At 69.0% G+C, this 12,968-nt stretch carries 8 protein-coding genes; 2 read left to right on the forward strand and 6 right to left on the reverse strand.

Annotation, left to right across the window (positions count from 1 at the left end):
- Positions 1 to 278 precede the first annotated feature (278 nt).
- A complete protein-coding gene (locus tag LXT13_RS08480) occupies positions 279 to 1,418 on the forward strand; it encodes a glycoside hydrolase family 30 beta sandwich domain-containing protein (protein WP_233371422.1) in 1,140 nt (379 codons plus the stop codon).
- A 24-nt stretch (positions 1,419 to 1,442) separates the two neighbouring features.
- Here the strand turns inward: LXT13_RS08480 and LXT13_RS08485 are convergent, their stop codons facing one another.
- The 5 genes from LXT13_RS08485 to LXT13_RS08505 all read right to left on the reverse strand — a co-directional run bounded on the left by LXT13_RS08485 (position 1,443) and on the right by LXT13_RS08505 (position 10,042).
- Entirely contained in the window at positions 1,443 to 2,111 is a 669-nt protein-coding gene (locus LXT13_RS08485) for an ion channel (RefSeq protein ID WP_233371424.1), read from the reverse strand.
- A 40-nt stretch (positions 2,112 to 2,151) separates the two neighbouring features.
- Positions 2,152 to 4,005, reverse strand: coding sequence for an oligoendopeptidase F (pepF, locus tag LXT13_RS08490; RefSeq protein WP_233371426.1), 1,854 nt, complete (start codon positions 4,003 to 4,005; stop codon positions 2,152 to 2,154).
- A gap of 111 nt (positions 4,006 to 4,116) precedes the next feature.
- Entirely contained in the window at positions 4,117 to 5,202 is a 1,086-nt protein-coding gene (locus tag LXT13_RS08495; protein WP_233371427.1) for a phospholipase A, read from the reverse strand.
- Positions 5,203 to 5,375: 173 nt separating this feature from the next.
- Positions 5,376 to 6,803, reverse strand: a complete 1,428-nt coding sequence (locus LXT13_RS08500) for a hypothetical protein (protein ID WP_233371428.1) — start codon at positions 6,801 to 6,803, stop codon at positions 5,376 to 5,378.
- A gap of 203 nt (positions 6,804 to 7,006) precedes the next feature.
- On the reverse strand, positions 7,007 to 10,042 hold the full coding sequence (locus LXT13_RS08505; RefSeq protein WP_233371430.1) for a sensor histidine kinase: 3,036 nt from the start codon (positions 10,040 to 10,042) through the stop codon (positions 7,007 to 7,009).
- A gap of 184 nt (positions 10,043 to 10,226) precedes the next feature.
- Here LXT13_RS08505 and LXT13_RS08510 point away from each other — a divergent pair, with 184 nt between their 5' ends.
- Positions 10,227 to 12,263, forward strand: a complete 2,037-nt coding sequence (locus LXT13_RS08510; protein ID WP_233371431.1) for a M13 family metallopeptidase — start codon at positions 10,227 to 10,229, stop codon at positions 12,261 to 12,263.
- A 95-nt stretch (positions 12,264 to 12,358) separates the two neighbouring features.
- Here LXT13_RS08510 and LXT13_RS08515 read toward each other — a convergent pair whose 3' ends face one another.
- The gene (locus LXT13_RS08515; RefSeq protein ID WP_233371432.1) at positions 12,359 to 12,781 is read right to left on the reverse strand and encodes a hypothetical protein; all 423 of its coding nucleotides are present in this window, start codon (positions 12,779 to 12,781) and stop codon (positions 12,359 to 12,361) included.
- Positions 12,782 to 12,968: the final 187 nt, after the last annotated feature.

Below are 12,968 nucleotides of genomic sequence, written 5' to 3' on the forward strand. Positions count from 1 at the left end.
CGGTCCGGCCGGACTCCCGGAGTTCGAGCACCGCTGTCACGCGGCCCACGGGCAGCGGGCAGGCGCGTACCGAATCGACCCGGCGCCACGGTCCGGTAAGGCCTTGCTTCTTGCGACGGGCCGGCGGGCGCGACGCCGTGTCGCCCCTGCCGGCATTGCCGGATCGCCATGAAGCACTAGGAGACACCGACGTGAACCGCCAAGCCTTACACCCCTGGGCCAGCCGAGCCCTGGCAGCCCTAAGCCTCGCACTGGCTGCCTCAGCAGGCGCACAGACCGTGACCCTCAACCCCAACACCACCTACCAGACCGTGCGCGGCTTCGGCGGCATGAACGGCGCCGGCTGGATCGCCGACCTGACGGCGGCCCAGGTCAACACCGCATTCGGCACTGGCACGGGCCAGGTGGGCCTGTCCATCATGCGCATGCGCATCGACCCTGACAGCGCCAAGTGGGCCACGCAGCTGCCCACGGCGCAACTGGCCAAGGCCAAGGGTGTGACGCTGTTCGCCTCGCCCTGGACGCCACCTGCGGCCTGGAAGTCCAACAACAGCCTCATCAACGGCGGCACGCTACTGTCCTCCCGCTATGGGGACTACGCCGGCCACCTGCTGTCCTTCGCCAACTACATGAGCTCGGGCAACGCCGGGCTGTACGCCATCTCCATCCAGAACGAGCCCGATTGGGCGCCGGCCTATGAAAGCTGCCAGTGGACGGGTGCGCAGTTCGTGAGCTTCCTGCAAGGCCAGGGGTCGCGGTTCGGCAGCCTGAAGGTCATAGCGCCGGAATCGCTGGGGTTCAACAAGTCGCTGTCCGACCCGATGCTCAACGACGCCACGGCCGTCCAGCATGTCGACATCATCGGCGGCCATCTGTACGGCACCACGCCCAGCGACTACCCGCTGGCCCGCAGCAAGGGCAAGGAGCTGTGGATGACCGAGCACTACACCGACAACACCGATGCCAACAACTGGACAGCAGCGCTGCCGGTGGCGCAGGAACTGCACCGCAGCATGGTGTCCAACTACAGCGCTTATGTGTGGTGGTACATCCGGCGCTCCTACGGCCTGCTGACCGAGGACGGCGCCATCAGCAAGCGCGGCCTGGTGATGTCGCAGTACGCGAAATACGTGCGCCCCGGCGACGTGCGCATCGCCGCCACCGAGAAGCCGTACAGCGACGTGTACGTCACCGCCTACAAGAACTCGGCCGGCAAGATCGTCGTGGTGGCCGTCAACACCGGCAGCTCGCAGCGCCAACTGGTGCTGACGCTCCAGGCCGGCTCGGCCACGTCGTTCGCGAAGACGCGCACGACGGCGACCAACAGCAACGAGTACGCCGGCACCTATGCCGTCAGCGGCGGCAAGGCAACGGCCTACATCGACCCGAGCAGCGTCAACACCTTCGTGAGCCAGTAGCCCGCGCGGGCTGGCGCCAGCGGCTCAGCGCCGCAGCAGCGTCAGCCCGATCAGGCGCGACACGACCGCCGCGAGGTACATGACGCCGACGAACATCTCCAGGTTGGCCACGCCTCGTGCGACGGGGCGCAGCGGGATGATGTCGCCAATGCCGGTGCTCGACAGCAGCGCGAAGCTGAGGAACATCAGCTCCGTCCAACTGCGCGGCTGCTCGGGGTTCACGGCCGCCGAGAAGCTGCCCGGCTGCAGCGCCTGCAAGACGACGAATGTGTAGGTGAAGGCCCAGGCCAGCAGCGTGAAGGTGGCCCCGGCGGCGAACAGCTCGTCGGTTGTCGCCCGCATGTCTTCCATCATGTAGGCGACGAGGCTGCTGGCCGCGTAGAAGTAGAACAGCGCCTCCAGCGCTGCCGACCACGGCAAAAGCCACGGCATGCCGAAGGCGGCCTGCAGCGCCAGCAGCACGATGGCCGGCAGCGCCAGGCACACGCTGACCCAGGTCAGCCCTGGCGTGCGCCGCACCATGCGTGTGGTGACGACGAGCACCGCCACGCCGAAGGCACTGAGCGTCAGCCGGCCGGCCGGCGTGCCGTCCAGCAACGGATACAGCAGCAAGCCGGCGAGCTGCACCAGCAGCAGGATGGCCGACGGGTGCCGGCGCGTCAGCGCGAGATAGCGGAGGTGGCGGGCGGGCATGCCGGCATTGTGTGCATCAGCCGCCCGCGTCCGCCCTCCATCACTTGGCGGCGAGCAGCGCTTCCATCTCGTCCATGATGGCATCCATGCGCTTGACGACGGCCTGATAAGGCGCCGGCGTCGCCATGTCCAGGCCGGCGTTCTTCAGCGCCTGGTACGGCGCCACCGAGCCGCCGCCGGACAGCAGCTTCAGGTAGTTCTCGCGCGCGCCGGGCTTGCCTGCCCCGATGTCCTCGGCGAAGTGCAGCGCCGCGGTGATCGACGTGGCGTACTGGTACACGTAGAACGGCCGGTAGAAGTGCGGGATGAAGGCCCATTCCTGGCAGTACTGCGGGTCGATCTTCATGACGCCCGCGGCGTCGCCGTGGTAGTCCTTCAGCAGCTTGCAGTAGATGTCGGTCAGGCGCTTGCCGTTGAGCGCCTCGCCCTTTTGCGCGGCATCGTGCGCGTTCAGTTCGAACTCGCCGAACATGGCCTGGCGGAAGAACGTGCCGCGCAGCCGCTCCAGCGCATAGCCGAGCTGGAACAGCTTCTCGTCCCTGCTGACCGCCTGGCCCTGCATGTACTGGCTCAGCAGCACCTCGTTGGCCGTGGACGCGATCTCGGCCAGGAACAGCGCGTAGCCGGCCGTCTCGTACGGCTGGGTGCGGTTGGCCAGCGCCGTGTGCATGCCGTGGCCCCACTCGTGCGCGAAGGTGCTGACCGACTCGAAGTCGCCCTGGTGGTTCAGAAACACGAACGGCGGCACGCCATAGACGCCGTCCTGGTAGGCGCCGCCGCTCTTGGCCGGGCCGGGGAGCGCGTGCATCGTGTTGGCCTTCAGCGTCGTCCGCAGCAGGTTCTGGTAGTCCTCGCCCAGCGGCGCGGTGGCCGCCAGCGTCAGCGCCGCCGCGTCGTCGAGGCTGTATTCCTTCTTCTGCGTGACGAGGGCCGGGTAGATGTCGTAGTAGTGCAGGTCCGGCAGGCCCAGCATCTTCTGGCGAAGCTTGAAGTAGCGGTGCAGCGTGGGCAGGCCCTTGTGCACCTCGGCCACCAGCGTGCGGTAGACGGCCTCGGGGATCTCGTTGCCGTCCAGGCTCATGGCGACGGCGCTCGGGTAGTGCCGCAGCTTGGCCATCGTCGTGTCGTCCTGCACGACGTTGCCCAGCGTCACACCGTAGGTGTTCTCGTATTGGCCGATGGCGCCGAAGAACGCGTCGAACACCTGCTTGCGCACGGCGCGGTCCGGGTGCTGGCGCAGCAGCGCGTACTTGGTGCCGTCCACCCGTTCGGCCTTGCCGTCCACCGTGATCTGAGGCCACTGCGTGTCGACGTTGAAGAGCAGCGTGCGCACGTCGCCGGTGGCGCTGCGCACCGGTGCCAGCGCAGCGACGGCGGCCTCGGTGTCGGCGCTCAGCGTGTGGCGCGCTTGGCGCAGGCTGTTGCGCAGGTGCTCGGCATGCTTCTTCAGGCCGGGGTCGGCCTTCATGAAGGCGGCGATCTTCGCCTCGCCCAGCGACTGGATTTCCGGGTCCAGCCACGCGACCGCGCTGCTGTACTCGCCGCCCAGTTGCGACGCCAGGTTGCTGCGCTCCTGGTAGGCCGGGTTCCGGTTGTCGGTGGACTGCTGCATGCTGGCGTACACGTGCAGACGGTCAAAGCGCAGGTTGGCCTCGCTAATGGCGTCCAGCGCCGTGCGCAGGCTCTTGGCGCTCCTGCCCAGCGTGCCCTTCAGCGCGGCGAGCTTCGGCAGGTCAGCCAGCAAGGCCTTGCGGGCGGCATCCCAGTCGTTGTCGTTGGCATACAGCAGGCCGAGGTTCCAGGTCGTGGGCAACGGCTCGGCATGCAGGGCCGAGCCGCCGAGGGCGAGACCAAGACACAGGACGAGGGCACGGGGAAAAGGCAGACGCTTCATGGCAGGCGAAGTCGAAATGTCAAAACCGCGGAGTGTCGCCCGAGCCCGGTGGCCTGACCGAAGTGACACCGGGTAAACCCCAGGCCGCGGCCTCGAACGACGCGGGTGCGCTCAGAACTGCAGGAAGCTGAAGCCGGCGCCCACGCTGGTCTGGCGGAAGTTGTAGTCCGTCAGCGTCTCGCCATAGCCGCGGAACACCTGCACGTACCAGCGCAGGCCGTTGGGCTGGTCGCTGAACACCGGGTAAGTCCACTCGAACTGCAGCGCGCCGTACTTCGCGCTCTTCAGCGTCGTGCGGTAGATCAGCTGGGCGGTGTGCTTGTCATGCACCCAGTTCACCTGGAACTCACCCCGACCACGGTAGCCGACGAGATCGGGGTTGTTGTCCGTCTCCGCCGACTCACCGAGCCGCTTCAGGAAGCGTGCGACGACCGACCAATCGCCTCGCTCAAAGCCCGCCGCCGCGTTCACGCGGTTCCAGCTGCGCGACAGCGGATCGGACTGGCCGTTGGACTGGTGGGCCAGCCCCAGCTGCACGTACCGCCATTGCCAGCCCAGCGGCAGCCGCCGCCAGGACTCGGGCGTCGGCACGACGAACATCAGCTCGGGCTCGTAGTCGCTGTTGCGGAAGGGCTTGGAATCCTTGCCGTTCCAGATCTGCCAGGTCGCCTGCTGCGTGAACGCCGCCCACACGTCCGCGCCCGGCAACAGCACGTCCTGGAACAGCTTGGTGCGCAGCGACAGCTGGAACTTGGCCTCCTCGCGCTTGTAGTTGGGCAGCGCGACTGGCTCCTGGCTGGGCGACTGCGGCGACCGGTTGATGCGGCTGGTGACGTGCAGTGGCAGCACATAGTTCGCGCGGTAGCCAACGAAGTTGAAGACGCCGCGCTTGTCCTGCGCATCCAGTTCCCAGTAGCGGGACAGCAGGCTGGCCGACCCGGCGGCCGGCGTGGCCTCGGCCGGCGGCGCATCCTTGGGAGCGAGCTTCGCGGTCGACGGGGCCGGCGCGCCGCCCACCGGGTTCTCGGCATAGGCCGGCGGCACGTCAGGCGCCGGGGCGCGGCCCATCGCGCGGTCGTAGCAGGCGAGCCGGTCCGTTGGCGCACCGATCTCGGCGCATTTCTCCAGCGCCGCCGGGTCCGCCGGCGGCTGGGCCAGCCCGGCCGTCGCCAGCGCGGCCGTCAACAGCCCGGCCACACCGGGCCGCCAAAGGTGTCGAGCTCGCGGCACGCGCATTCATTCCTCCCATCGTTCGTCAGTCGACCGCGGCCGCCGTTGGCCGCGATACCGCCCGCGAGTCTAGGAAGCCGCACGCCGCCAGCCTGCCGGCGCGCAGGAGAAGCGCGTGTAGGCGGCGGAGAAGGGAGGTCTCAAGCACGCGTGTGGCGACGCCATGCAACGCCCACGCACAGCAGGCCGCCGGTGATCAGCATCGAACGGCTGCCGGGCTCCGGCACCGCCAGTACGCTCATCGACCCGGCCTGCAGAGCTTGGAAGCCGCCCAGTTGCCAGGTGTCTTCGAACAGGCCAATGCCACCGCCGAGCGGTGCGGAGACGTGGGCCGACAGCACGGGGCCGAAACCCGCGCTCATTGACCCGCCGCCCACGGTGCCCAGACCGAACACGTTGATGCTCGGGATCTCGAGCCCCGCACTCGCTTGCAACGCGCTGAGGTCCAGCGCCGCGTCGCCGCTCAGCCGGGTGACATTCGTGAGGTTGGCCACTTTCAGGAAGACGGTCGGCGTGATGACCAGCTCACCGGCCACGTCCGGCATCGTGAGGCTGATGTCGTCACCCAGCCGGGCCGTTAATTCTTGCCCGCCGGACAGCAGGTAGCGAACCCAGGGCTCGGCTTCGAACGTAAAGCTCTGGTCCAGGCTCAAACCGAGCCCGGTGGACAGATCGATCGTCTTGTAGCCGACGGCCAGCGATCCGAGTTGCACGCTGCCGTTCAGCGGAATGCCCAGCGCGGCGCTGACGATCTGCGACAGGTTCACGTTGGCCGCGAGGAAGCGGTCACTGCCGGATGCCCGCAGCACGCTGCCTTGAAGGCCGCCCTGGGTCTGGATCAGCGGCATGTGCGCGCTGCCGCCATACGGCAGCGATTCCGCCAGTGCGCCTTCCACGCTGCCGCCCAGCTCATTGGACGACAGCCCGACGAGACGTGAACGCGATGCCCCGCCGCCCAACGGCACCGTGCCGGAATAGCAGCCCCCCAGGCAGGCCGTGCCGCCGACCGCCGCGCTGAACGACGTGTCCAGGCTCAACTCCACAGCACCGCTGGGTGAGCGCGTCTTCAGCTGGGCATCGGGCGACAGCGTGTAGGCCGAGCTCAGTGTGATCTGCTGACCGGGGCGAGCCTTGTCCGGCAGCGTGAAGCTGGCCTGGATGGGATAGTCCACGGCGATCCGGCCATTGTCGAAATTGCTGCGGAAGTACAGCCCGGCCTGCCCCGCGGTATGACCGCCGAGATCCATGCCCCAGGTGCCAAGATCCCAGCCCTCGGAGATCACGTATTCGCCGCCGCCGATGCAGCCACCAAAAGCGCAAATGCGCGGCCAGCTGCCCTTCACGCCATCGCCATGCGGATGCGCGAAGCCCGAACTGGCGCCACCGCTGAGGTCCCAGCTCGTTCCGAGCAGCCGCATCTCCACATCGAAACCGTTGCTGCCGCCCGAGCCCCACATGCCCTGGCCCTGCGTCGCAAAGGCGAGGTTGTTGGTGTAGCTCGCAGCTGGGGTGTTGCTGCTGATAGCCTGGAGGCTGGCGGTCAGGATGAGCACGCGCAAAGTCTTCATGGACGGACTCCGAGGTGGCAGTTGACAGTGCGGACCATCGTCGTGAGCAGCCCGCCCTGAGTCACCCACAGTTCTGACGGCTGCGCCGTCGACATCACCTCGATCGGGCCACCGATGCGTGCCCCACCCACTTCAGCCATTCCATTGCCGGCAACGTAGGCCCGTGGCGACCGCCCACCGCAGGCTCGCCGCGGAAACCGACCTCAGCCCCCCTCGCCCTCCCGCCGCAACGTCGCCACATAGGCCAGACGCGCCGGCACACGGATGTCGACGCGCGTGCCACGCGGCACCTCGCTGGCGACCGTCAGCCGGGCGCCGATGTGCCGGGCCCGCTCCCGCATGCCGGGCAGGCCCCAGTGGCCGGGTCGGCCGTCGCCTGACAGCCACTGGGCCGGAATACCCGCGCCGTCGTCACGCACGCTCAGCACCAGCTCCGTGGCGCCGTAGGCCAGCTCCACCTCGATGCGGCTCGCGCGCGCATGGGCGAAGGCGTTGCGCACGGCCTCCTGCGCGATGCAGCCCAGCTGGTCGCTGACCGTGCGGTCCAGCGGCTGCGGCTCGCCGGCGCTGGCCACATGGAACACCACGCCGTCCTGCGCGAGCGCGTCGCCCACGGCCTGCAGGCTGGCCAGCAGATCGGTGCCCGCCACCTCGGTCGTGCGCAGGTCCAGCACGCGGGCACGGGCCTCGACGGCCACCTCATCGGCGCGGTCCAGCAGCAACTCGATGCGCAGCCGCGCCGGGTCGCTGGCCGGCATGCCGCTGGCCACGCCCTGGATGTTCACGATCAGCCCCTGCGTGCTCTGCAGCAGCGTGTCGTGCAACTCGCGCGCGATGCGCTCGCGCTCCAGGTGCCGGGCCTCCAACTGGCGCTGCATGCCGCGCGCCAGCGCCTGCATGCGCAACCGGTAGACCGCCACGCCCAGGCCGAGCATCGTCAGCCCGCAGGCCCATGCAAAGGCCGGCGTCTGCCAGAAGTGCGGCACGATGCGGAAGGGCAGCACGGCCTCGTCGCTACTCCACACGCCGTCGCTATTGGCCGCGATGACGCGGAAACGGTAGTCCCCCGGGCCCAGGTTGGCATAGCTGGCCTCACGGCGCGTGTCGGCGTCCTGCCAGTCGGTGTCCACGCCATCGAGCCGGTAGCGGAAGCGCGCACGCTCGGCCGCGGCCAGCGTCAGTGCCGAGTAGCGGATGACGGCGTTGCGCGTGCCCGGCGGCAGTTCCAGGTCAGTGCCGGGCCGGTAGGCGTGGTCTCCCGCGCGCAGGCCCAGTATGTCCACGCCGATCATGCGCTCGCTGCGCGTGGCCAGCGCCGGGTCCAGCCACGCCACGCCGCCATTGGTGGCGGCCCACAGTCGTTGCTGCACGTCCAGCAGCAGCGTGGGCACGGACGGCGCCTGCAGCGCGATGCCCGGCAGGCCGTCGCGCCAGTCCAGCAGACGGTAGTTGGGCCGCGCCTCGCCATCGGCCGGCAGCGCGGCCAGGTCGCGCGCCTGCACCTGCACCAGGCCGCGTCCGCCGTTGAGCCACAGGTCGCCCGCCGGTGTCTCGACGATGCCGGTCACATGCGCGAAGACGTCCTCATGCTCGGCCGCCAGCCGCACGAAGCGCCGGCCGTCGAAGCGCGCAAAGCCCGCCTCGCCGCCGATGTAGACCTGCCCGCTCGCGCCGGCATGCAGGGCCGTTGTGCGGCCGACCCTCGGCCCGGCCGCTGCTGCATAGCGCCGCACGCTGTCGCCGTCGAAGCGCAGCAGCGTGTCGTCGTAGCCGAACCAGGCCACGCCATCCGGCCCCGCGGTGATCGCCGTCGGCAGTGCGCCGTCCGGCTCTAAACGGGGTTCGCGGCGCGCACCGTCCGGCCCAAGGTGCAGCACACCCGCGCCCTGCGCCGCCAGCCAAGCCCCGCCGCGCTCGTCGGGCGCCAGCGCCAGCACCGCGTAGTTGCGCCGCTCGGCATAAAGCCAGACCCGTTCACGACGGCCATCGCGCTCGCGCCAGATGGCGTCCACATCGGCCAGCCACAGCGTGCCCGTGCGGTCCCGCACCGCCGCGTGAAAGCGCCCTGCCATCGGCATCGGCCTGGGGTCGCCCGGCGGAGTCCAAGCCAGCGCGTGCCGGCCGCTGAGCGCCAGCACACCATCGCCCAACGCGGCCACCGCAAAACCCTCGGGCTCGCCGGTGTCCAACGCCTTCAGCCGCTGCAGCCGCTGCAGCCGGAAGCTGCTGAGGCCGTGGTTGCTGCCCACCCACACCTCGCCATCCAGCCCCTGCACCAGCGGCACGACGACGTTCGTCGGCAGCCCGTCGTCGTGGGCAAAGGTCTCCATGTCGGCCACGCGAAGCGGCTGGCCCGTGGCCACGCGGGCGGCGTCACGCAGCCGGTGCACGCCGACCCCGGCCTCGGTCAGCCACAGGCTGCCGTCATCAGCGAACAGCAGCTGCTTGCCGCGCAGCACCGGCGCGGCGGCGTCCGTCGCGGCGCCGGCGTCCTGTGGCGCAGCCGTGCCCGCGGGATAGTCCGGCAGCGCCCGCGTGCCACGACGCCCCTCGGACAACCACACCCGCCCGGCGCGGTCCTGTGCCAGCACGGCCGCGCGTGAGATGACCTCGCCCGTGTCGTGAAACCGGGCGTCGCCCGGCGCCCGCCAGTAGAGCCGGCTCGTGCCCGCCACCCACAGCACGCCGCGACGGTCGGTGAAGACATAGTCGGCTCCCACGTCCTGGAATCCGAGCTCGGCGCCGACGCGCTGCCAGCGCTGCCCGTCGAAGCGCGCCAGCCCGTCGCCGGCCGCCGCCCACAGTGCGCCATCGCCCCAGCGGGCGAAGCGCAGCACGCGCCCGCCCGGCAGGCCCTGCGCCTCGCCGAACGGCGTGGCCCACCCGTCCCGCAACCGTACGGCACCACCGGCGAACAGGCCCAGCCAGATGTCGCCGTCGGGCTCAAGGTGCAATGCATTGATGTTGTTGGACGCCAGGCGCTGCCCGTCCCGCAGCGGGTAGCGCTCGAAGCGCACGCCGTCGAACCGGTACAGCCCTAGGCCCGTGCCGAGCCACATCGCCCCGGACGGCGCCAGCGCCAGCGTCCAGATGTCGGCCGGCGCGCCCTGGTCCACCATCCAGCGCGCATGGGCGAATTCCGAGAGCGGCCGGGCCGCCTCGCCGGCGGCGGCGAGTGGCAACAGCAGGGACAGCGTCAGTGCGGCGAGTCGGCGGGCGAAACGGTCGATGAAGGACATCACCGATTTTGTGGCGCGTTCGCAGCGCGCGAGCGCGTGCAGGAACAAGACCTCAGCGCCGAGCCCCCGGGAACAGGGACGGGCCGGAGCGCGAAACGACACGACGCCCCACAGCTGCCCCGCGGGCGGTCACCACGCGTCCATCGTGCAAGATTCGCCTTTCTGCAATGTACGGAGTACGTTCTTGAACCTTCGCTCCATCACGCTGGCGGCCACCCTGTGCTGCACCGGCTTCGCCCACGCCGCCGCCATTCCCGAGTTCGTGCCCGATGTGGACGACAGCCGCTCGCCGTGTACCGACTTCAACGCCTGGGCCAACACCCGTTGGATCCAGGCCAACCCCATCCCCGCCGACAAGAGTCGCTGGGGCAGCCTTGACGAGTTGGCCGAGAAGAGCCTGACCGCGCAGCACGCCATCGTCGAGAACGCGAGGAAGAATGCCGACCGCGCCAAGCCCGGCTCCATCGATCAGAAGATCGGCTGGATCTATCGTGCCGCGATGGACGAGGCTGCCATCGAGCGCGCCGGCTACGAGCCGATCCGCAAGGACCTCGCCTCCATCGATGCGCTGACGACCCGGGCAGACATCGTCACCTGGCTGCAGCAGGCCCACGCCCGCGCCGAGGGCCGCGCGTTCGGCTTCGGCGTCGGCGCCGATTACAAGAACGCCAAGCGCCAGATCGCGTTTGCCCGTCAGGGCGGACTGGGCCTGCCCGGCCCCGAGTACTACAGCAAGGACGAGTACGCCAAGCTGCGCGCTGCCTACGTGGCCCATATCGCCAAGCTGTTCGAGCTGACCGGCACGCCGGCCGACGACGCTCAACCGCGGGCCAACTTGGTGATGGCGATGGAGACCCAGCTGGCCGCCGCGTCCTTTCTGCGAGTGGAGCTGCGCAAGCCCGAGAACCAGTACCACTTCGTCACCGTCGAGCAGGCCAACAAGCTCACCCCGCACTGGGACTGGGGCCAGTTCTTCAAGGTCATGGAGGTCGATGCCGGCATCCAGGCCGCCGGCGGCTTCTCGCTGTCGCAGCCCAAGTTCTTTGCCGCGCTCGACACCATGCTGGCGCAAGCGCCGGTGGCGCAATGGCAGGCCTACTTCGCCTTCCATGCCATCGACAGCGCGTCCCCCGCGCTGTCCAAGGCATTCCGGGACGAGAACTTCGCGTTCTACGGCAAGACGATCAACGGCACGCCCGAGCAGGAAGTCCTCTGGAAGCGCGCGCTGGGTGCCGTCAACGGCAGCATGGGTCAGGCCCTCGGCCAGCTCTACGTGAAGGAGCACTTCACGCCCGACGCAAAGGTGCGCGCGCAGCAACTGGTCGACAACGTGCGCAACGCGCTAAGAGCCCGCATCGAGAACCTCGACTGGATGAGCCCCGAGACCAAGACCAAGGCCGTCGCCAAGTGGCAAACCTTCCTGCCGAAGATCGGCTACCCCGACACCTGGCGCGACTGGAGCGGGCTGACCGTCACGCCCAGCAGTCACTACGCCAACCTGCGCGCCGCCCGCGCCTTCAACCAGCGCTACAACCTGGCCAAGATCGGCCAAGCCACCGACCGCTACGAGTGGAGCATGACGCCGCAGACCGTCAACGCCTACTACAGCCCCTCCACTAACACCATCAACTTCCCCGCCGCCATACTGCAGCCACCCTTCTTCTACGCCACCGGTGACGACGCCATCAACTACGGCGGCATCGGCGCCGTCATAGGCCACGAGGCCGGCCACGGTTTCGACGACCAGGGAAGCCAGTTCGACGGCGAGGGCAACAACGCCAACTGGTGGACGGCAGAGGACCGCCAGCGCTTCGAGGAACGCGCCAACAAGCTCGTGGTCCAGGCCGACGAGTATGCGCCGCTGCCCCAGTTCCCCGACAAGCACGCCAACGGCCGCCTGACGCTGGGCGAAAACATCGGCGACCTCGGCGGCCTCAACATGGCCTACGACGCGATGGTCAAGGCAACGGCCGGCCAGCCCGACCCCAAACTGGACGGCCTGAGCCGCGACCAGCGCTTCTTCATGAACTGGGCCAAGGTCTGGGCCGGCGCCATCCGCCCCGAGGCCCAGCTGGTGCGCCTGAACACCGATCCCCACGCGCCGGCCGGCTTCCGCACCAATGCCGCCCCGTCCAACATGCCGGCCTTCGCCAAGGCCTACGGCTGCAAGGCGGGCGACGCGATGGTGCGGCCCGAGGACAAGCGGGTCATCATCTGGTGACGAACACGGCGGCGTGCCGCCGCTGAATGACGACGGGTCTGCGATGCAGGCCCTTTTTGTTGGGTGCGCGTCGAGCGCAACCGCAGACTGGCGTCCTAGGAGCCCAGGAAGTAGCCCCCGTCCTTGCGTCCGAAGATCAGCACCATGCTGGACTTTTCGATCAAGCCGCCCGGCTGCGTGACGGGCTCGAACTCCAGCTCCACCCAGCCTTGATCCTGCATCCCGGTCTTCATGCCACGCTTCACGGCCCGGTCGTAGTTCGCCTGGTAGGCCGACAGCGGCAACAGCTTCGCGGAGCGCAGCGGCTGCTGGGCATTGCGGCGGAACTCCGCCTCGGCCGCGGGCCAATCTGATTCACGGCTCAGCACAACAAGTGAGCGATAGGCACGGGCATCCTTGCTGGCGAACGCCTGCTTGCTGCGCTCCAGCAATTCCTCCGGCGACTTGGCGGGCTGTGCGAACGCCAATGCGGCGGTCACGCTCAACAGGAGGGAGAGGCCGAACTGGCGCAGTGTCATGAAAACTCCTGATCGAGGGTTTCGTTATGAGACCGGGAAGTATCTCCGCGCCATGGGACAGCAACCCGAGCATCCCGGGCGCAGAAGCCCACATCGCGCTCCTAACCAACGGGCTGCGCGGGGCGCCTTTGTCGCTGCTGTTCCGCACACCTTACAGGCACACCCCCATCCAGGCGGTCTCCGTCAA

Origin of the sequence: Pelomonas cellulosilytica, from assembly GCF_021353265.1 — a bacterium.
Classification (GTDB): Bacteria; Pseudomonadota; Gammaproteobacteria; order Burkholderiales; family Burkholderiaceae_C; genus Pelomonas; species Pelomonas cellulosilytica.

Bases quoted from the DNA above. Each gene is read 5' to 3' on its own strand.
- LXT13_RS08485 (WP_233371424.1), bottom strand. From the start codon at position 2,111: ATGCCCGCCCGCCACCTCCGCTATCTCGCGCTGACGCGCCGGCACCCG.
- pepF (WP_233371426.1), bottom strand. From the start codon at position 4,005: ATGAAGCGTCTGCCTTTTCCCCGTGCCCTCGTCCTGTGTCTTGGTCTC.
- LXT13_RS08500 (WP_233371428.1), bottom strand. From the start codon at position 6,803: ATGAAGACTTTGCGCGTGCTCATCCTGACCGCCAGCCTCCAGGCTATC.
- LXT13_RS08505 (WP_233371430.1), bottom strand. From the start codon at position 10,042: ATGTCCTTCATCGACCGTTTCGCCCGCCGACTCGCCGCACTGACGCTG.
- LXT13_RS08515 (WP_233371432.1), bottom strand. From the start codon at position 12,781: ATGACACTGCGCCAGTTCGGCCTCTCCCTCCTGTTGAGCGTGACCGCC.